Genomic DNA, 20202 nt, shown 5'->3' on the forward strand with positions numbered 1-20202 from the left:
CCCCTGCGTACCGGCGGAGGTGTGAGCGTGGACGTCACCCCGAACAGCGGCAAGGACATCGACGCCCCGCCCCCGCACGAGGCATATACGAATGCGCCGGATCTGCGCCGCGAGATGCACCAAGTGCTCGCCCTCGGAGCCGAACGCGACGGCCGCCAGGCCAGGCCCCTCACACCGCCCCCCAGCGATGCGACGGCCGCCGAACGCGCCTGGCTGCTACGCCGGGCCGCCCTCATGGACCGGATGGCCCTGGACGACCCCGGCCCCGGCCCCGTCGCGGCTGCCGCAGAAACCGCCGAACAACTCGTCCTCCACGACCGCCGCCATCCCCACCTGGCGGCCGGCCCGCACCGCCCCGACACCATCACGCTCGCCCCCAGCCGCCGCCTCTACGTCCGCCAGGAGTACGCCGCCTGGACGGCCGAGGGGCGCCCCGGAATCTGAACCGACCCGGAACCGGCGGGAAGAAGGTGCCGTGCCGCTTGAGCAGCTGCCATCTGCCCTCGACCGTGTACGAGACGTGGAACAGCCGACCGATCAGCGTCTTGATCCGGGCCAGCGTCCACCGTTGGGTCCGCCCAGCCGTGGGCGAGCGGCCCGCGCTCCAATTCACCTTCCAACCGGGCGACTTGGTCCTCGCTGAGCTTCGGCCGGCCCGGCGAGCCCTTCGACAGAACCGGCCTCGCCCCGCTGCCGCCATGCCCGGCGCCACCCGATCTCTGCCACACGGGTGCCCAGCCGTCCCAGGCCCAGGACTCCCAGAGTGGCGTCGTGCAGGCTCGTTCCCAGGCCCACCTGCCAGCCGCCGCGGCGTACCGACTCCACGTTCTGGGGGATCAGGCGGGCTGCTGAGAGGATCAGTCCCCATATCCGTTCGGCCGTAGGGTGGGAGAAGTACCCCGTGCCGCTGACGGTGATGTTCAGTCGCCGGGCGGCATCGACATCGATCGCGGCGTTGCCGGGGCCTGTGGTGACGAGCAGAGCGAGTCTGGGCAGCCGGCCCAGTGTCGAACTCGGAAACGGCGTCCGCTCGCGCATCGCCACGATGACGTCGTAGTCGGCCAGCGCCGCGATGACTTCCGCCTCGTCGCTCAACGGCGCGCTGTAGACATCCACTTGAGCGTGCAGGGAATCCCAGTCCACCAGGCTCAGGGCGACGTTCTGGTAGTCGTCGAGTACTGCGACCTTCATGGTTGCAGCCATCTCCGGGCTCACCTCTCAAGTCGCGGGTAGTCGGTGTAGCCGGCGGCGTCCGAGCCGTAGAAGAGGTCCTGCTTCGGTGCGTTGAGGGGCGCGTGGTCGGCGAACCGGGCGGGCAGATCCGGGTTGGCGATGAACGGCTGCCCGTAGGCGACCAGATCCGCAAGGTCGTCGGCCAGAATCGTGTTCCCCCGGTGCTGGTCGAATCCGACGTTCGCGATGACGGTGCCCCGGTAGACCTTACGGAAGTGCCGGAACATCTCATCGCCGGCCAGATCTTCCAGTGGTCCCCCGGTGGGGTCGCTCATCATCCCCATGAGCAACAGGTGTGACAGGTCGTAGTCGTTGAGCCGTTCGAGAACGTACTCGCTGTCGGCCAGGGTCTCGCTTCCGGAGACGAACGCCCCCGTCTCGGCCCAGGCCGGACCGGCCTTCACGCCGACGCGGCGCAGGTCGAGGTGCTGGCCGACGGCTTCGATGATTTCGAAGAGGAAGCGGGCACGGTTCTGGATCGAGCCGCCGTACCGGTCCGTGCGCACATTGGTGCGGGGGTTCAGGAACTGGCTGATCAGGTAGTTGAATCCCGCCTGGAGCTGGACCCCGTCGAACCCGGCACGCACGGCGTTGCGGGCAGCCGTCGCGAAGTCGGCGACCGTCTGCCGGATGTCGTCCTCCGACATCGCCAAGGGCTCCACGGTGGGCTTGCGGCCCGTCGATGTCGGCGCCAGCAGCCCCGGGTTGACGGCCGAGGGCGCGAGCGGCGGACGGCCGTCGAAGAAGTCCGGGTGGGAGGCGGACCCGGTGTGCCAGAGCTGGGCGAAGATGACGCCCCCCGCACGGTGGACCGCGTCCGTCACCTGCTTCCAGTGAGCGACCTGCTCGTCGGTGAACAGCCCCGGAACGTCGTGCCAGCCGATCGCGTCACGGCTGATCCACACGCCCTCGGAGATGATCAGGCCGGCCGATGCGCGCTGGGCGTAGTACTGGGCGTGAAGATCGCCGGGCAGCAGGTCGCGGTTGCGTGCGCGGGAGCGCGTCAACGGGGCCATGACCATCCGGTTCGCCAGTGGGAGGTCCCGCATCCGGTACGGCTGGAGCAGGGGCTGCGTCGAACTCGTCATGTGAGTCTCCTGATGAAGGGCGAAGCCCAGCAGGCCCCGGGAAGGGTGCCGGGTCACATTCCGGGGCGGCAGCAGCCGCCCTAACACACAGATCCACTAATGCACAGATCTGCGCCTTAGGGTGAGCGTAACAGGGATCCTTCTTAACGCAAACATCTGCGCATCAAGCGCGCGCGGCGGGCGAAGGGAGGGGGTACCGGAGGTCCGACCTCAGAGTTCGTCCACGTAGGCGTGCGTGTCGATCTCGGACAAGGTCCAGGGCAGGAAGATCACGCGGTAGATGATCGGGGCCACCACCCGGTCGATGACATCGTCACCGCTGAAGGCGCCGCCGGACCGGGCGGCAAAGGCCGCCGCCTCCGCCCGCCTGTCGCGCAGACAGTCGGACTCACTCTCCCCCGCCGCGGCGGCCCCTCCCCGGAGGATGGCCGCGTTCACCGGGACGCTGTAGTGGCTGATCAACTCCCGCGCCCACGCGACCAGGTCGGCCCGCACATCACCGGTGTCAGGAAGGCCGCGCCCAGGGTCCAACCGATAGGTCGCCAGGTCGTTGATCATGGTCCGGGCATCGCCCCACCGCCGGTAGATGCTGGAGTGATTCACCCCGGCACGCTCCGCGACCATCGGGATGGTGATGGCGTCGCTGCCCCGTTCGGCGATCAGCTCCTCGACGGCCTTCCTGATGGACGCGAGCACAGCGGCACTGCGGCCGCCGGTACGGCGCCGCGGGGTCGATTCTGCAGTCATGTACCCCACAGTAACGCACAGGGCTTGGCAATAACCCCCCTCGGGGTCTACGCTGCTCGTAACGCACAGATCCTGGCCTTAGGGGGCTTCGAGGTGTTCCGCGTCATCGAATCAACACGCGATCGCAGCCCGGTCCCTGTGATCACCGAGCCCGCCCGGGCCCGAGGGCTGCTTGCTCCTTCCACCGCGTTCGCCGGATCGGGTGCCGTGTTCGCGGCGCTCTATGTGGCCGCGGGCGCGCCCACGCCGCTGCTGGTCGTCTTCGAGCAGCAGTGGCGCTTCCCGGCCTGGGTGCTGACGGTAGCCTTCGCGTCCTACGCGCTGGGCCTGCTGGCAGCCCTGTTGGTCGCCGGTTCCCTGTCCGACCACGTCGGACGCCGACCCGTCCTGATCGGATCCCTCGCGGTGGAGCTCGGGGCGATGCTCATGTTCGTCTTCGCCTCCGACATCGGCTGGGTGATCGCGGCCCGCACCCTTCAGGGCATCGCCACCGGTACGGCCACCAGCGCCTTCTCGGCCTCGGTCGTGGAACACGCCCCGGAGCACCGCAAGAGACTGGGGACGATCATCACCAGCATCGCTCCGGCCGGAGGGCTGGGCCTGGGCGCCCTGCTGACCGGCGCAGCGGTCCAGTTCAGCGACCACGCGAGCGCCTTGGTGTTCACGGCCCTCGCGGTGATCATGGCCGTCGGCACGGGTGTCGTCGCGCTCTCAGCCGAGACGGTGTCTCCCCGCCCGGGAGCGGTGCGCTCCCTGAAACCACACGTTTCCCTCCCCAGGGCCGCGCGCCGTGAATTCGTGGCGAGCATCCCCGTGCACATGGCCGCCTGGATGCTGGCCGGACTGTTCATGGGGCTCGTCCCCACCATCATCCGCGACCTGCTGGGCCTGCACAGCGGTCTCCTGAACGGCGCCACGGCCTTCGTCCAGCCCGCGGCCGCCGCCGTGGCCGGCCTCTCTCTCGGCCGCCTCACACCGCGCCGCACCATCTTCGTCGGCGGTGCGGGCGTGCTGCTGGGCACCGCGGTCAACATGACCGGAGTCGCCACTGCGACACTCCCGCTGCTGTGGCTGGGGGGCCTCATCGGTGGTGTGGGCGTCGGCGCCTCCTTCTCCGGAGCCCTGCGCACCATCACCCCCCTCGCACAGCCGCACCAGAGGGCCGGGCTCTTCGCGGCCGTCTACCTGGTCGCCTACCTGAGCTTCGGAGTGCCGGCGATCATCGCAGGCCTCCTGATCGCCCCGCTCGGACTGCTGCACACCGTCCTCGGCTACGGCGTCGTCATCATCGCCGCCGCCGCTCTCGGACTGCTCGCGCAGTACCGCGTGCGAACCCGTCGCTGACCGACGCGCTCGCCGGCGATCGCCGATGAGCACCAGCGACCGTACGACCCCTACCTCCTCAGACACCAACCCGACAGCGAGAGGCACACCATGACACAGGAAAGCCGGCGTCCCGCCGACGCCTCCGGAGTCTTCCGGATCGGCGGTGACCTGCCTGTCAACCGGCTCGGATACGGAGCGATGCAGCTGACCGGACCAGGCGTCTGGGGACCGCCGAAGGATCCCGACGAAGCCGTGCGCGTACTGCGCCGAGCCGTCGAGCTGGGCGTGAACTTCATCGACACCGCGGACTCCTACGGCCCGTTCGTCAGCGAGCTGCTCATCCACCAGGCACTGCATCCCTACCCGGCGGGCCTGGTGATCGCCACCAAGGGCGGACTCTCCCGCTCGGGCCCGAACGACTGGCGGCCCCTGGGCCGACCCGAATACCTGCGCCAGCAGACCGAACTGAGCCTGCGCCACCTGGGCGTGGAGCGCATCGACCTGTACCAGCTGCACCGCATCGATCCCAAGGTGCCGCTGGCCGACCAGATCGGCGAGCTGCGCCTGCTCCAGCAGGAGGGCAAGATCCGCCACATCGGACTGTCCGAGGTGACGGTCCCCCAGATCCAGGAAGCCCGCACGATCGCGGACATCGTCTCCGTGCAGAACCTGTACAACCTCGCCAACCGCAGCGCCGAGGACGTACTGGACTACGCCGAACGGGAGAACCTGGGCTTCATCCCGTGGTACCCGATGGCCACCGGACAACTGGCGCGCGAAGGCGGCCCGCTGGACACGCTGGCGAGGACATACGGCGCGAGCCCATCCCAGCTAGCCCTGGCCTGGCTGCTGCGCCGCTCCCCCGCCATGCTGCCCATCCCCGGCACCTCCCGCGTGTCCCACGTCGAGGAGAACACCCAGGCCGCCCGGATCGCCCTTGGTGACGCCGAATACCAGGCGCTCAGCCAAGCCGCGCGTGAGTCGTGATCAACGGCGCAATCACGCAGTACGGCAACGCCGACGCGGTCGTGGCCCGAGTGACTGCTTACCGCACAACGTTCCCGGCCGCGCCCAGACAAACGCCCATGACAAGAACACCGGCAAGCTCGTCTGGCCCTGCAGCTCATCACCGCCGAGGGAGGCGAGAGCCCGCCGCTCCCCCAGTGGCGCCGCCTCGCCGACCTCACCGGCGTCACCGCGAAAAGCGCGTAGCCTCACACGTGACGACGCCCGAAGCACCCATGAGAATCATCCTCCGGAGCACGGCATGTCCACACCCGAGCAGAACAAAGAACTCGTTCTGACCGCCTTCGACACACTCTTCGGCAAGCGCGACTACGAGGCCGCGCAGGAGTTCTGGTCCGAGGACTACCTTCAGCACAGTCGGCACATCCCGCCGGGACGGGAGGGTCTTTTCAACCTGATCCGCGCCCTGCCGGCCGCCCTGCGCTACGACAACCAACTGGCCATCGCCGAGGGCGACTACGTGATGCTCTACGGCCGGTACTCCGGCACCGGCGCGACCGCCTCCGTCGTGGCCGACGTCGTACGCGTCGAGAACGGCAGACTGACCGAACACTGGGACGTCTGGGAGGACGAGGCGACCCGCGACGAGTCCGCAAGCGGTCTGCCGATGTTCGGCAACCACTTCCCGCCCGACCCGGCGAGGTGAGCCGAGATGACGGGACACGTCACTCCGGTGGAGGTCGGAGCGGTCATCTGGGCGATCACGGTCGGACAGGTCGGTACGGCGTCCTGCCCCTGGTGTTCGTGCTGCTCCAGCGGGGGCTGACGGTACGGCGGGCCACATAGACACACCCGAACGGGGGGCGCGGTCCGGATCTCCGGGCCGCGCCCCCCGTTCGTCACCCGAGTGCCCGGGCCACCGACCACAGCAGGCGCACGTTCTCCGGGGCCGCGCCGCCCGGGAAGGCGTACCGGCGGCGGGTGTAGGCGTAGGAGTAGCCCTGCCGGGGGTCGGCGAGGGCGAGGGAGCCCGCGGCGCCGCTGTGACCGAAGGCGCCGGCGCCTATGGAGCGGAAGTGGGGGCCGTAGGTGTGGAAGCCCAGGCCGAACGCCTGCGGCTGGCCGCTCACCAGGTCCTTCCCCTCGGAGTGGATCCGGGCGAACTCGGCGGCCGTGTCCGGCTTCAGGAGCGGACTCCGGCCGTCCAGGCCGAACGCGGCCGCCGCGTACATGCCGGCCAGGCCGCGCGCGGAGCCGATGCCACCCGCCGACGCCTGGCCGCCGGCGCGCACGGCGCGGGAGTTCGGGAAGTCGTACAGCTCGCCGTTGTCCGGCGCATGCGCATTGAAGGCGATGCCACCCAGGCTGTACGGGCTGGCCGCGGCGGCCTCGATCTCGGCCGCCTGCTCCGGCGTCGGCAGCATCGGCAGGGTGGTGAGGAAGCGCGGCTCCTCGGACTCCGGGAGACCCAGCCACAGGTCGAGGCCGTAGGGGGCGCGGATCCGCTCCTCGTACCACTCCTGCAGGGTGCGCCCGGTGGCCCGGAACACCACCTCGCCGACCAGCGCGCCGATCACGAACGCGTGGTAGCCGAAGAATCGCCCCGGCTGCCAGAACGGGCGCTGCCCGGACAGGCGGGCCGCGATCGCCCGGTCGTCGGCCACCTCCTCCGGGGGGAAGCCGGCGTCCAGGCCGATCACCCCGGCCCGGTGCGCGAGCAGCTCGCGCAGGGTGATCCCGCCCTTGCCCTCGGCGGCGAAGTCCGGCCAGTACGAGGCCACGGTGCGGTCCAAGTCCAGTACGCCGTCCTGGACCAGAAGCGCGGTCACCAGGTACGCCGCGCCCTTGGTGGACGAGAAGACACCGAGCAGCGACTCCCCGGTCACCCCGTCCGACCACAGGTCCACCACCCGCTCGCCGCCCTGGTGCACCACCAGCTGCGCGCCCGGTGCGTGCTCCTCGCCCGCGAGGAAGGCGGCGAACTCCTCCCGTACTCCCTCGAAACCGGCGGCCACCGTGCCGTGGACTGCCATGAACCCTCCCGAACTCCCGTACCGATCTTGTGCTTCCGGCAACCCGTCAGCCCGGGCCGACCATTCCCCGGCAACCCTTCTGCGGGCGGCGACGACAAGGAGGCGACCCCCCAAGGAGAACCCCCCTCAGAGGGCTTCTAGGGCGCGTATCGGGTCGTGATCAATGAGCATCGCAGCCTCCGGGGCGGGTGCCCCGTCCGGGGTGCGGGGCCCGGCGATCTGCGGCTGCGCCGTGTGGACGCGAGTGACCGGAAGCGTTGCCGCAGGCAGGCAGCGGCGGGGCCCGAGGGCCCCGGCTGCGTGCCCGCCGGGACGGTGTGTCAGACCATGGCGAGCCGGTCCACCAGCAGCTCCACCCTCGGCTCGGCGTCCTCGGGCAGCAGGCGGCCCGCGCGGGTCAGGGTCGCAAGGCCGTGCAGGGCCGCCCAGAACACCTCGGTGAACAGCCCCGGGTGGACGCCGTCGCCGGCGACCTCGCCGAGAGTCTCCAGCAGGGCGGCGAAGGCGTCCTTCAGAGGCTCGGGGGTGTCCTCCTGCGCGTACGCCAGGCCGCCGTCGAGCTGGAACAAGGCGTCGTAGACCGCCGGGTTGCGTGCGGCGAAGTCGAGGTAGGCGCGGGCCAGGGCCGCGACCCGGGCGCGCGGGCCGTCCGCGGCGGAGGTCGCGGCCCGCACCGCCGTGGCCAGTTCGGCGGCCCCCTGAAGGGCGACGGCGCCGATGATCTCGCGCTTGCCGCGGAAGTGGCTGTAGAGGACGGGCTGACTGTATTCGATGTGCTCGGCGAGCCGGCGGGTGGTGACTGCGTCCCAGCCCTGCTGCTCGGCGAGTTCGCGGGCTGTCGCCACGATGAGGCGCTCGCGCTCCGCCCGTTCGCGCTGCTTGCGTTCCTGTACCGACATGAATCGATCCTAGCATCGCTAGACAATCGAGCGGCAGCAGTACTAGCGTTGCCTCATCGGCTAGCAACGCTAGTTCACGGAGGGATCGTCATGCTCAACGCACTTGAGGTCGTCACCACCGTCGTCGTGGGGCTGATGGTGGGGGTGGAGTTCTCCGTCGCCTTCATCATGAACCGGATCCTGGACGCGCTTCCCGAGGACAGCGGCCAGCTCGGCCACGCCCACGGCGGCCGGATGCTCGGCGCCCTGATGCCGTTCTGGTACATAGGCTCGCTCGTCCTCAGCGCGATCTGGGCCATCGCCGGATGGCACCACCACGGCGCCGGACTCGTCGTCACCGCCGTCGGCCTGCTGATCGTCAGCGTGGTCATGTCGATGCTGCTGCTCGTCCCGATCAACAACCGAAACAAGACCTGGACCCCCGACAGCCGGCCCGCCGACTGGAAGCAGCAGCTGCACCGCTGGGACCGCTACCACTACGTCCGCGTCGCCGTCATCATCGCCGCCTTCACCCTGCTGGTCGCCGCCCTCACCTGATACCACCGCTGCCCCGACATGCACTGGTTCGCCCCTGTATATCGAAGGCTTTCGCCCCGTCGGGGTGAGCCCGACAGGGCTTCGGATTCCTGACCCCGCGGGCCGACGCCGCGCCGGTGGCGCACAATCCCCACTCCTCGGGGGGCGGCTGACCACCGAAATCCCGACATTCGGGAACGCAGCTGCCGCTCAAATCCCACCACTGCGATCCCGGCAGGCTGCGCCCCTCGATCAGCCGCGTCCACGCGACTGATCGGGCCCCACACGACTCACCGGGCTCCACGAAGCTCACCAAGCTGACGAAGACTCGCAAGGAGAAGAACAATGTCGCTGAAGAAGATCAACACCGTCCTGGCCGCCGCCTTCATCCTCTTCATCCTCTGGTTCGGGACGGAATTCATCCTGAGCCCGGAGACGACGGCGCCGGGCTTCGGCCTGCCGAGCTGGCCGTCCGGCGACGGCGGCGGCTTCCTGATCATCAAGGGAATCCGCGACGTCGTCTTGGCCCTGGTCCTGGGCATCCTGCTGGTGACAGGCCACCGCCGGGCGCTGGGCTGGGTGCTGCTGGTGGAGGCCCTCGCCGCATACGGCGACATGGCCACCGTGCTGGCCCACCACGGCTCCGTGGCCACCGCGCTCGGTGTCCACTGCCTGACCGCGACACTGATGGTGGTCAACGGCCTGCTGATAATGCGCGAGACCCGCAAGGTCGCGGCCGCTCCGGCAACACCCGCCCCGCAGCCCGCCTAGGCCGCGGATCGGGTCGTCATCAATCCGCGGGTCTCGCCCCGTTCCAGGCCCTGGCCCGGTAGACCGTCGTGCGTGACGCGCGCGCAACTGACGGACGAAGAGTGGGAGTTCATCGAGCCGCACCTGCCGATCGGCGAGTACGGCCCGTACTCCAAGACCCTGCGGCAGCAGTTCGAGGGCGTGATCTGGCGGGCCCGGACCGGCGAGTAGCGGCGGGAGATGCCGAGCGAGTTCGGTGCCTGGTCAACCGTCTCCAACCGCTTCCGCCAGTGGCGTGACGCCGGCGTGTTCGATGCCCTGCTGGAGGACCTGATCGCGGAGGCGGCGAAGCGGGGCGAGGTGGACCTGTCCCTGGTCAGCATCGACTCCACCACCGCACGCGCCCACCACGACGCCGCCGGGACGCACCTGGGCCAGGAGGTCCTCACCGCCCTGGAGAAGGCCGCCGCCGAAGAGAAGAAGGCCCGGTCAAAGGGGGCACCCCCGAAGAACAAAGCGGACGCGACGCCGAAGCGGCCCCCGAGCGGGAGGAACGACGACGGGTTCGCCGCCGGCGAAAGCTCCGCCTGAAGACCGCCGTCTTTGGGACGCTCGCGGGGCGGGCAGACCAGCACGGTCTACCTCGCCGCCGACCGCAAGTGCCGCCCGCTGGCGTTCGTGCTGACCGCCGGACAGGCGGCCGACAGCCCGCAGTTCATCCCCGTCCTGCGGAAGATCCGGGTCCGCGGGCCCGTCGGCCGCCCCCGCACCCGGCCGGACGCCGTCGCCGTCGCCGTCGCCGGGGACAAGACCTACTCCTCCAGCGGCAATCGCTCCCACCCGCGCAAACGCCACATCAAGGCGGTCATCCCGGAGAAGGCCGAGCAGGCCGCCAACCGGAAGAGGGTTCCGGGGGTGGCCGGCCCGTCGGCCACGACGCCGGCCTCTACAAGGAGAGGAACACCGTCGAACGGCTGATCAACAAGCTCAAGGCATGGCGGGGCGTCGCCACTCGGTACGACAAGACCCCGGACAGCTACCTCGCCGGTCTCACCTGCGCGCCTCGATGATCTGGATCAAAGACCTCGCCAGAGCGACTCATTGATCACGACCCGATACTGCAGCGGATCGTGCGACGGGGCAGCACCAGCACGGTGCGCTTCCGCAGGGCGATGATGCTGCTGGCCTCGACGGGCGGGAACACCGTGCCGGTGATCGCGCGGCTGGCATCGGCCCGACCTGGGCCGCGCTCAAGAGCATCCGTGCGGCCCGCCCGGACGGCGCCCCGGTCTATGTGATCCTGGACAATCTCTCCGCCCACAAGAACGGGCGTATGCGCCGCTGGGCGACGAGGAACAAGGTCGAGCTGTGCTACACCCCGACGAACGCGCCCTGGGCCAACCCGATCGGGGCCCACTTCGGGCCGCTGCGGCAGTTCACTCTCGCCAACTCCCACCACCCCAACCGCACCGTCCAGACCCCCTCGCCGCCCCCCTTGACCAAGTGAGGGATCCCGCCCTGCCCAGATGTGGAGATCAGACAGCGGCCAGCCTCTTCGCCATGACCCGCTCCCTGCCAACGCCATCTGCCAGAAGATCGCCGGGCTCACCCGTGTCCGTGAAACCGTGCCGCTCATAGAGCGCGGTCGCCTTGCGGTTGTCAGGCATGACGGACAACCGCAGCGTCGTGGCACCGCGCACCGCCGCCCACCGCTCGACCGCCTGGATCAGGTAGTCACCCACACCCTTGCCCCGAGCCGTGGGGTTGACCCACATCGAGATCAACTCCACGCTCTCTGCTCCCTCGCCCGGCACTCCGCTGGCCATGCCCACCGGAAGACCGTCGAGGAGCGCGACGAGATCGTGCGCGCCAGGAATCGACAGACGGGCACGCCAGCGTTCCTCTCGGTCGCCGGAGCCCTGCCACTGGGCCAGCGTCGATCCGAACGCGTAGGGCGCCTCAGCAAGCGCGGCCAGTCGCAACTCCCGCCAAAGGGGCCAGTCGTCTGATTCCAGAGTGCGTAGTTCAAGCATGATCCAGACCCTGCCCGCCCGCCGGGGTCGGCAGCAAGTTGATTACAACCATGCAAACGAGGTCGTTCAGCCCTGCGACCAGCCGAAGCCAGGGAGCATCGGTGACTCACGCACCCGCAGACCACGAGACCTCGGTGAACCTGTCCGGTCACGGCACTAGCGGGTGACTCGCTTGCCGGGTCGGCGACTGCGGTACCTGCACAGCGACCAGGAGCCTTGAGCGTGGATGGCTGCGGCCGCAAGGTCACCAAGGTAGTCAAACAGGGCGTGCAGAAGCAGCGTCACGATCGGCTCCCCTCGATCGCAGCCTGCCCGGTCTACTGCGCACAACGTCGCCGATCCTGTTCGGCCAGTTGGCGCCGGACCCTGCGGCGAACGCGTTCGCCGACGGCGGCTGGGGCAGCCGTGCCCGCACTCAGCGCGGCATCGGCCCATGTGCTCACGCCGGGGTCGGTCCAGGCGAGCACGACGGCACGCTCGGTGGGGCGCAGGGACCGCAGGGTCCGTATCTCCGCGCGCAGGGCTGCGAGGTGCGAGGGCTACGTCAGGCCAGGAGAAACCCGCCTTCCGCCTGGCATCGCGTGAACCAGTCTCCTTCCACGGCGGTGTGAGCTGCTTCTTGCCGGCGCGCCCTGATCGGCAGGACCAGGTCACGGGTGAGGAACTGGTCGTCGATACACGGCTGTCGGCCGGCATCATCGTTCTCCAGCCGCTCCCGCTCACCAGCCGACAGGCTCGGGCGCGGCACCACTTGCCGCGCCTCCCGGAGAGGTGGGGATCGCCGTCCGTGTCACCGAACTGCGGTGTGGCGGCCCAGGTGCTCCGGCCGCCGAACACGGACCCAACGGTGGTCGACACAGTTCAAGGTGACGGACGTGAAGGCCGAGCGCGGTGGCCTGTGCGCCGTAAGGCTGACCGAACTGGAAGAACGGACCCTCGTGTCCTGAACGGACGCCGGCCCGACATGTGTGGCGCTGTAGCTGAAGCCGGCGACGGCGCCACACCCAGAACTCCGCCGTCCGGCCCATCAAGACCACCGATCATGACGCCGAAAGAGATCGAGCGGAGTCGTCCTTCCGGGCGTTCCGGCATGACTCTGCGCTCACGCAGCCCCGATGCCTGCGGTGCCGTCACTCGGCGGCCGAGGCCCAGAGGAGACCCTGCATGCCCGTACGCCTGCCCATCACCACCACCGCTGCCGCTGCCGCCGCGCTCCTGCTCACCGCGGTCACCGGCGCGACTCCTGCCGCGGCCGACCACGCTCGCGGCGGTGGACCGCTGGACAGGGTGACCTTCGGTGACCCGTACGCCAACTGCACCATCGGCGCGAGGTCCGCCGACAGCGTCGTCTACCCCGGCACCGAGGTCGAGCCGTACCTCTCCGTCGATCCGCGTCATCCGAAGCGCGTGGTCACCGTGTTCCAGCAGGACCGCTGGTCCGACGGCGCCGCGCGCGGACTGGCGGCCGGCTGGACCGAGGACGGCCGCACCTTCCACGAGAGCACGCTGCCCTTCAGCGCGTGCGCCCCGGGCGGCGCGGACTACGAGCGGGCCTCCGACCCCTGGGCAAGCACCGGGCCGGACGGCACCGTCTATGCCAGCGGGGAGGGCGTCGACTTCACGAAGAGCACGCGCAGCGCCCTCCTCACCGTCACGTCCCATAACGGCGGCCGCACCTGGGAGAACCTCACCACCACGCACGTCGACGAGGAGCCGTTCTTCAACGACAAGCCCTCGATCACCGCCGACCCGATCCGCAGGGGCACGGCCTACCAGGTCTGGGACCGCCTCGACAACGACCCTCCGGGCCCGAGCTCGATCGACGGTCCGGGCTACATCTCTCTCACCCGGGACGGGGGCCGTACCTGGAGCGAGGCACGCCGGTTCGTCGACACCAGCACCGTGCCCAACTCGCAGACGATCGGGCATGTGATCGTCGTCGACCCGCGCACCGGCACCCTGTACGACTTCTTCGACTGGATCACCTCCTCCGACGACCTGAGCACCGTCACCGAGGCCCACTACGCCGTGGTGACCTCGACCGACGCCGGCGAGACCTGGAGCGCTCCAACCACCGTGGCCCGGGACACCTCTGTGCCGGAGGTCGATCCGAACGACCCCGCCAAGACGCTGCGCGCGGCGGCCACCCTGCCCAGCCCAGCCATCGACCCGAGGACCGGCGAGCTGTACATGGCGTACGAGGGCTCGGACTTCTCCGGCGGCGCGTACAATTCCGTCCAACTGGTGCGCTCCACCGACGGCGGGCGCACCTGGAGCCGGACTCCGGCGCTCATCAGTCCCAAGGGTGTGCCGGCCTTCTCACCGTCGATCGCCGTCGACAAGCGGGGCACGGTAGCGCTCACCTACTACGACCTGCGCTTCCTCAAGCCCGGCAACACAACCACATTGCCCACCGCCTACCAGCTGGCCACTCTTCCGCACGGTGACCCGCGCTTCCGCTCCGAGCGACGCATCTCCCGGATCTTCGACTGGTTGCAGGCGCCCAACGCCGGGGGCTATTTCCTCGGCGACTACCAGGGCCTGGCCGCCGCCGGCGACGGGGTACGGGCAGTGCTGACGGAGACCAACTCCGGGGCTCCGCAGAACCGCACGGACGTGTACAGCGGTAGCCTGCGTACGCGCTGAAGGTGCTGGAGCCGGTGAAGCGGGCGTGGAGCCGGTGTCATCCGGGGCATCGCGCAGATCGCGCAGCCGGATCCGGCCGGCTCCACGGTGACACCGGCCCCGGAGCCGGGCGGCGATCCTGCCGTATCACCTGCGTGATCGGACGTTCAGAAGATGGTCGCCACCGTCGAGAGAAACCATCTACGCTGACCGTCGCCGTGCCGATGGCAACAGCCCTGCCGCCCGCCCTCGCTGCTCGGAGGATGCGGCAGGACGTTGCCTCAGACCTGGCCGCCCAATGCTGGCGGCATGACGGTCCGAGGTTGGCAGTCGGTCCGGGCTGGAGCTGAACTTCGATGACCGTATCCCGTGACGAGTGGTCAGGGGCCTGACGTGCCGTACGACTTCCAAGCCGCCCCTGCCACCTCGACCGTGTTCTCCCGCCCCATTGTGTTGCGCCTTGTGCCCCTCTACTGTTCGACTTTGCCGGAGTCTGTTTGATGCTGATTGCTCAGACGGTATGGAGGCCGCAGTGCGGGGTAATCGGATCGGTTCAGAGGTTGCGAGACCCGGTCGCCGTCGGTGGTGGAGGGCGGTCCTCGTGACGGCCGCGACCATCGCGCTGGCCGCGGGCATGACCGGGCCCGCCGCGGCGCGGGACGTCGGCGGGCAGATACCCGCCGCCGCGCCTGCCGCCAGTCGGCAGGCGCACACCGTGAGTCTCGACGGCTACTCGTTCCTCGTCGACGGCAAGCGCACCTACCTGTGGTCCGGCGAGTTCCACTACTTCCGGCTCCCGAGTCCGGACCTGTGGCGCGACATCTTCCAGAAGATGAAGGCCGCCGGGTTCAACTCCACGTCGCTGTACTTCGACTGGGGATACCACTCGCCGAAGCCGGGTGTGTACGACTTCAGTGGGGTGCGGGACGTCGACAAGCTGCTCGACATGGCCCAGGAGGCCGGGCTCTACGTCATCGCGCGCCCGGCGCCGTACATCAACGCGGAGGTCGACAGCGGTGGCCTGCCCGGCTGGATGACCACCAAGGCCGGGCACAACCGCAGTGACGACCCGCAGTTCCTGAAGTACGCGGACGAGTGGCTGACGCAGATCGACCGGATCATCGCCCGCCACCAGCTGACCAACGGCACCGGGTCGGTCATCGCCTACCAGGTCGAGAACGAGTACTACAACGGCTCGGCCGCCGGCCGCTCCTACATGCAACACCTGGAGGACAAGGCCCGCGCCGACGGCATCACGGTACCGCTGACCGGCAACAACAACGGCACCTTCAACTCCGGTACCGGCGCCCTGGACGTCGACGGCCCGGACTCCTACCCGCAGGGCTTCAACTGCTCGAACCCCTCGAAGTGGAACGGCGTCCCCGACATCAGCTACGACCACCCGGCCGGCAAGCCGCTGTACTCGCCGGAGTTCCAGGGCGGCGCCTTCGACCCCTGGGGCGGGCCGGGCTACGACAAGTGCGCCCAGTTGATCAACGACCAGTTCGCCAACGTGTTCTACAAGCAGAACATAGCCGTCGGCGCCACCGCGCAGAGCTTCTACATGACCTACGGCGGCACCAACTGGGGCTGGCTGGGCATGCCGGAGAACTACACGTCCTACGACTACGGGGCCGCGATCCGCGAGAACCGCCAGCTCGATCCGAAGTACTACGAGGACAAGCTGATCGGGTACTTCACGCAGTCGGTCGACCCGCTGACCAAGACCGAGGCGATCAGGGCCACGCCACCGGACGACTCCGCGGTCGTCGACACCGCCCGGATGAACCCCGACACCAAAACGCAGTTCCACGTCCTGCGGCACGGGAACTCCACGTCCACGGCGGTCGACAAGACCCACATCTCGTTGGACTTCAACGCCCAGCCGTCCGCGGACACCACCTACACCTGGGACGACCCCGACTCCGCGCTGCAGTACACCGGTTCGTGGTCGCACGTGGCCAACACGAGCTACACCGGCGGCGACTACAAGCACACCGAGTCGTTCTCCAACAAGGCCGGTGACTCGGTCACCGTCCCCTTCGACGGCACCGCGATCCGCTGGATCGGCTCGAAGACCAACAACCACGGCTACGCCGACGTCTACCTCGACGGCACCAAGGTGGCGACGGTCGACGACTCCGGAGGCGAGAACCAGGCGGTGATCTTCCAGAAGACCGGCCTGACGCCCGGACAGCACACCCTGAAGATCGTCGTCGACGGGAACCACAGCTCGGGGTCCACGGACAACTACGTGGCCATCGACGCCATCGACGTGCCGACGGCCGCCGCCTCGGAGCCGACCTACCCGGTCGTGCCGCAGCAGCCGGGCACCGCGATCACGCTCGACGGACGCGACTCGCACGTGATCGTGGTGAACTACCGGCTCGGGGACGCGCAGTTGCAGTACTCGACCTCGGAGATCATGACCAGCGCGGCAATCGGGAACCGGGATGTCGCCGTGCTCTACGGCGACCCGGGCAGCGACGGCGAAACCGTCCTTCGCTACTCCTCCAAGCCCACCGTGGTCACCAGCGACGGCACAGCCACGACCACCTGGGACGCGGACACCGGTGACCTGCGGCTGAACTACACGCACAAGGGCCTGGTCCGCATCAGCATCAGCGGCGGCGGAAAGCGCCCGCTGCTGCTGCTCGTCGGCGACAAGGCCACGGCGGAGACCTTCTGGCGCCAGGACACGGCGACCGGCCCGGTGCTCGTGCGCGGCACCCACCTGCTGCGCACGGCGTCCAGCCTGGACGGCGGCCACACCTTGGCGCTCACCGGTGACAACGCCGACGACAAGAACATCGAGGTGTTCACCTCCGCCGACCACCTCACCTGGAACGGCAGGGCATTGACCACCCAGGCCACCGACACGGGAAGCCTCACCGGGAAGATCGCGGTGGCCGCCCCGATACACCTGCCGACACTGACCAACTGGAAGCATGCCGAGGAGTCCCCCGAAGCGGCCCTCGACTTCGACGACTCCAGCTGGCAGGTGGCCGACAGGACAACCACCAACAGCGTCTCCGGCATCAACGCGCTGCCGGTCCTCTACGCGGACGACTACGGTTTCCACACCGGCAACACGTGGTACCGCGGCCGCTTCCGCGCCACCGGCAAGGAGACCGGCGTCCACCTGGTCTCGGACTCCGGCGGAGATGCCCAGGCGTTCTCCGCCTGGCTCAACGGCACCTTCCTGGGCAGCTCCACCACCGGCAGCGCCGACTTCACCTTCCCGGCCGGTGCGGTGAAGTCCAAGGGCGACAACGTCATCTCCGTGCTCACCGTGAACATGGGGCACGAGGAGGACTACAACTCGACCAACGGCAACAAGACCGCGCGCGGCCTGACCAGCGCCTCCCTCGTCGGGGCGCCGCTGACCTCCGTCACCTGGCGGCTGCAGGGCGTACGAGGCGGCGAGGACCTGCAGGACACAGTGCGCGGCCCGCTCTCGACGGGCGGCCTGTACGGCGAGCGGGCCGGCTGGTCCCTGCCGGGCTACCCGGACGGCAAGTGGAACCGGGTGTCCCTGCCGACGACCGACACCCGCCCGGGGGTCTCCTGGTACCGCACCGACGTCAACCTGGACCTGCCGCACGGCCAGGACACCTCGCTCGGGCTGACGTTCACCGACGACCCGGCACGCAAGTACCGTGCCACGGTCTTCGTGAACGGCTGGCAGGTCGGCAACTACGTCAACTACCTCGGCCCGCAGCACACCTTCCCGGTCCCCAACGGAATCCTCGATCCGAACGGCCACAACAGCATCGCCATCGCCGTGTGGAACCTGGACGGCAGCACCGGCGGGCTCGGCAAGGTCTCACTCACCGACTACGGCAGCTATGCCTCGTCCCTGCGCGTCACGCAGAACGACAGCCCCCGCTACGACCCCCGGACGTACGCGATGCCGAGGCGTCCGGGAGCGGACGTCACCCTGGACGTGCCGGACACCGCTCAGTCAGCACAGGCCTTCACGGCCGAGACGACGGTGCGGTTGGCGAAGGACGGACCGTCCGCCTCCCGGCTGACGGCCTCGCTCTCCGCACCCGATGGCTGGAGCGTGAGTGCCACGAGCCCCATGTCGGTCAAGCGCCTGCCACCCGGCGGATCGGCCACCTTCACCTGGAAGGTCCAGCCGCCGGCCGGGGAGCTGCCATCCGCCTCGGCACTCACCGCCACGGTCCACTACCTGCAGAACGGACGGCAGGCTGTCGGCGGTGACGAGCGCATCGTCGGCGGGATCCCGCCGGCTCCCCCGGCCGGGAAGAGCGCTGTGAGCGACCTCCCGTTCTTGTCCTCCACCAACGGGTGGGGTCCGGTGGAGCGCGACAGCAGCGTCGGCGAGCAGGCGGCCGGGGACGGCCGTCCGATCAGCATCGCCGGTGTCAGTTACGCCAAGGGCCTGGGCACCAACTCGGTCAGCGACGTCCAGCTCTATCTCGCCGGAAAGTGCTCGCGGTTGACGGCGGACGTCGGTGTCGACGACGAGACAGGTGGTGCGGGAACCGTGACGTTCTCCGTGATCGCCGACGGCAAGACCTTGGTGACCACGCCGACGATCCGGGGCAAACAGGCCGCAGTGCCGATCGACGTCGACGTCAGCGGCGCCCAGGTGGTCGACCTCAAGGTCGGTGACGCCGGCGACGACAACGGCAACGACCACGGTGATTGGGCGATGCCGACGCTGACGTGCGGCTAGGTCTGGGACTGCAACGGCGGGGCGAACCAGCGGTGGACTCTGCCTAGATCCTGGGGCGGGCGTGCCCATGGGGGTCGAAGATGCCGGCGCGGCCGGTCCACCTACCGACCAGGAGGAACCAGGGGCCCGGCGTCCAGATGAGCGGCGATGCACGTGATGGTCCGGGTGTTGTCCTCGAACAGGTGCCCCTGCATTCCCGCCGCCTGGGCGGCCTCGACATTGACCGCGACATCGTCGATGAAGAGACAGCTCTCCGGCCGCACGTCCAAACTGGCGCATGCGGCCTCGAAGGCACGCAGGTCAGGCTTGCCGACACCGATCTCGTGCGAGTAGACGATCTGCTCCACCAGTTCGTCGAAGTGGTACAGCGCCGTCTCCCGCTCCCGGGCACCGACGAAGCTGTTGCTCAGGATGCCCAGCCTGCAGCTTCCCCGCAGCCCTCGCACATAGTCGATCAGTTCCTCGTTCGGCGTCCCCAGGTATTCCGTCCAGAGATCGGCCATGAAGTCTTCGACCTGGTGCGCGTCGAGACCCAAGCGTGCAGCCACTTCCCAGTGCACGTCTCGTTCGCTGATCCTCCCGACGCTTCCAGCCCGCCACACGTCGCACATCCGCTCACTCACAGTGCCCAGCGGCAACTCCAGCCGCTCTTCCCACCGTTGCACCCATCCCGTTTTCGGCGTGATCTCCAGCACGCCACCGATATCGAGAATGATGCAGGTCGCGGTCACGCGAACTCCGAGCACACACCGCCCGCTCATGTGATCCATGAAGACACTCTCGTCCTTCCCTCTGGGGCAAGGTCAAGCGATCTTGGCACCTTGTGACAGCCGCCGGTGGTGCGGGTGCGTGGCCGGGGTGATCTGCTACCGCGCCGGGCACCGTTACCGCTTCTTCTTCAAGCTGCACATCTGGCACGGGCACCGGGGCGAACCGAAGGCGTTCACGTGTCAGAGCAGGGCTGTCGCCAGCAGTGCGATCGCGGGCGGCAGGCCCTGGCCCAGGGCGCCACGCCACAAGCGCAGAAAGGAGACGAGGAAGACGATCGCGCAGGCGCTCAGGAACACGCACAGATAGACGATCAGGGTGCGGCCGATGGTGGAATCCCCGGTCTGCCGAAACCGGCATGCCAGCGGCCGTGGTCGCCGTAGAAGTTCAGCCCAGTCCTGGCATTGGGGGGTTTTCCCCATCGTGGGCGGGACTGTGACTGCGTAGGGTCGCAGTGACTGATCACCGCTTCAACTCGCTCCACACGGGGGAACTTCATGCGACACCCACAGA

The 20202-nt window shown here is 69.0% G+C and carries 17 protein-coding genes and 2 pseudogenes; 10 read left to right on the forward strand and 9 right to left on the reverse strand.

The window, feature by feature from the left end:
* Positions 1-27 precede the first annotated feature (27 nt).
* Complete coding sequence (locus tag CRP49_RS37170; RefSeq protein WP_097259221.1) at positions 28-444, forward strand: hypothetical protein; 417 nt, start codon at positions 28-30, stop codon at positions 442-444.
* Here the strand turns inward: CRP49_RS37170 and CRP49_RS49385 are convergent.
* The 4 genes from CRP49_RS49385 to CRP49_RS37190 form a co-directional block, all read right to left on the reverse strand.
* Positions 365-700: a winged helix-turn-helix domain-containing protein gene (locus CRP49_RS49385; protein ID WP_373560418.1), complete on the reverse strand. Its 336-nt coding sequence runs from the start codon at positions 698-700 to the stop codon at positions 365-367. The genes CRP49_RS37170 and CRP49_RS49385 overlap by 80 nt on opposite strands.
* A complete protein-coding gene (locus tag CRP49_RS49390) occupies positions 610-1203 on the reverse strand; it encodes an NAD(P)-dependent oxidoreductase (RefSeq protein ID WP_373560419.1) in 594 nt (197 codons plus the stop codon). Before CRP49_RS49390 ends, CRP49_RS49385 begins: the two co-directional genes overlap by 91 nt.
* A gap of 8 nt (positions 1204-1211) precedes the next feature.
* Positions 1212-2321 carry an alkene reductase gene (locus CRP49_RS37185; RefSeq protein WP_097257846.1) on the reverse strand — a complete coding sequence of 370 codons (1110 nt, stop codon included), beginning with the start codon at positions 2319-2321 and terminating at the stop codon, positions 1212-1214.
* Positions 2322-2531: 210 nt separating this feature from the next.
* The gene (locus tag CRP49_RS37190) at positions 2532-3068 is read right to left on the reverse strand and encodes a TetR/AcrR family transcriptional regulator (protein WP_097259222.1); all 537 of its coding nucleotides are present in this window, start codon (positions 3066-3068) and stop codon (positions 2532-2534) included.
* Between the two features lie 138 nt (positions 3069-3206).
* On the opposite strand from CRP49_RS37190, the gene CRP49_RS37195 reads away from it, so the two are divergent.
* The 3 genes from CRP49_RS37195 to CRP49_RS37210 all read left to right on the forward strand — a co-directional run bounded on the left by CRP49_RS37195 (position 3207) and on the right by CRP49_RS37210 (position 6066).
* A complete protein-coding gene (locus CRP49_RS37195; RefSeq protein WP_257033750.1) occupies positions 3207-4412 on the forward strand; it encodes an MFS transporter in 1206 nt (401 codons plus the stop codon).
* A 90-nt stretch (positions 4413-4502) separates the two neighbouring features.
* Entirely contained in the window at positions 4503-5381 is an 879-nt protein-coding gene (locus tag CRP49_RS37200) for an aldo/keto reductase (RefSeq protein ID WP_097257848.1), read from the forward strand.
* Between the two features lie 280 nt (positions 5382-5661).
* On the forward strand, positions 5662-6066 hold the full coding sequence (locus tag CRP49_RS37210; protein ID WP_097257849.1) for a nuclear transport factor 2 family protein: 405 nt from the start codon (positions 5662-5664) through the stop codon (positions 6064-6066).
* A 193-nt stretch (positions 6067-6259) separates the two neighbouring features.
* Here the strand turns inward: CRP49_RS37210 and CRP49_RS37215 are convergent, their stop codons facing one another.
* Together CRP49_RS37215 and CRP49_RS37220 are read right to left on the reverse strand one after the other, a co-directional pair.
* Positions 6260-7393: a serine hydrolase domain-containing protein gene (locus CRP49_RS37215; protein ID WP_097257850.1), complete on the reverse strand. Its 1134-nt coding sequence runs from the start codon at positions 7391-7393 to the stop codon at positions 6260-6262.
* A 320-nt stretch (positions 7394-7713) separates the two neighbouring features.
* Positions 7714-8292: a TetR/AcrR family transcriptional regulator gene (locus tag CRP49_RS37220; RefSeq protein WP_097257851.1), complete on the reverse strand. Its 579-nt coding sequence runs from the start codon at positions 8290-8292 to the stop codon at positions 7714-7716.
* A gap of 90 nt (positions 8293-8382) precedes the next feature.
* On the opposite strand from CRP49_RS37220, the gene CRP49_RS37225 reads away from it, so the two are divergent.
* From CRP49_RS37225 to CRP49_RS37245, 4 genes and pseudogenes are all read left to right on the forward strand, one after another.
* Positions 8383-8829, forward strand: coding sequence for a DUF1772 domain-containing protein (locus tag CRP49_RS37225; RefSeq protein ID WP_097257852.1), 447 nt, complete (start codon positions 8383-8385; stop codon positions 8827-8829).
* A 324-nt stretch (positions 8830-9153) separates the two neighbouring features.
* Positions 9154-9579: a DUF4267 domain-containing protein gene (locus CRP49_RS37230; RefSeq protein ID WP_097257853.1), complete on the forward strand. Its 426-nt coding sequence runs from the start codon at positions 9154-9156 to the stop codon at positions 9577-9579.
* 72 nt (positions 9580-9651) lie between these two features.
* Positions 9652-10663, forward strand: a pseudogene (locus CRP49_RS37235) (IS5 family transposase).
* Between the two features lie 87 nt (positions 10664-10750).
* Positions 10751-11065: pseudogene (locus tag CRP49_RS37245) on the forward strand (transposase); the annotation flags it as partial.
* Positions 11066-11093: 28 nt separating this feature from the next.
* On the opposite strand, the gene CRP49_RS37250 reads toward CRP49_RS37245, so the two are convergent.
* Positions 11094-11591, reverse strand: coding sequence for a GNAT family N-acetyltransferase (locus CRP49_RS37250; RefSeq protein WP_097257854.1), 498 nt, complete (start codon positions 11589-11591; stop codon positions 11094-11096).
* Positions 11592-12755: 1164 nt separating this feature from the next.
* Between CRP49_RS37250 and CRP49_RS37260 the strand changes: the two genes are divergently transcribed.
* Positions 12756-14237 (forward strand): sialidase family protein, encoded by a 1482-nt coding sequence (locus tag CRP49_RS37260; protein WP_097257856.1) that lies wholly within the window; start codon positions 12756-12758, stop codon positions 14235-14237.
* Between the two features lie 511 nt (positions 14238-14748).
* On the forward strand, positions 14749-18921 hold the full coding sequence (locus CRP49_RS37265) for a beta-galactosidase (RefSeq protein WP_097259223.1): 4173 nt from the start codon (positions 14749-14751) through the stop codon (positions 18919-18921).
* Positions 18922-19022: 101 nt separating this feature from the next.
* Here the strand turns inward: CRP49_RS37265 and CRP49_RS37270 are convergent, their stop codons facing one another.
* Positions 19023-19652, reverse strand: a complete 630-nt coding sequence (locus CRP49_RS37270; RefSeq protein WP_097259224.1) for an HAD family phosphatase — start codon at positions 19650-19652, stop codon at positions 19023-19025.
* 219 nt (positions 19653-19871) lie between these two features.
* Positions 19872-20111, reverse strand: a complete 240-nt coding sequence (locus CRP49_RS46115) for a hypothetical protein (RefSeq protein ID WP_179851963.1) — start codon at positions 20109-20111, stop codon at positions 19872-19874.
* Positions 20112-20202: the final 91 nt, after the last annotated feature.

Origin of the sequence: Streptomyces sp. Ag109_G2-15 (genome assembly GCF_900215565.1) — a bacterium.
GTDB classification, from domain to species: Bacteria; Actinomycetota; Actinomycetes; order Streptomycetales; family Streptomycetaceae; genus Streptomyces; species Streptomyces diastatochromogenes.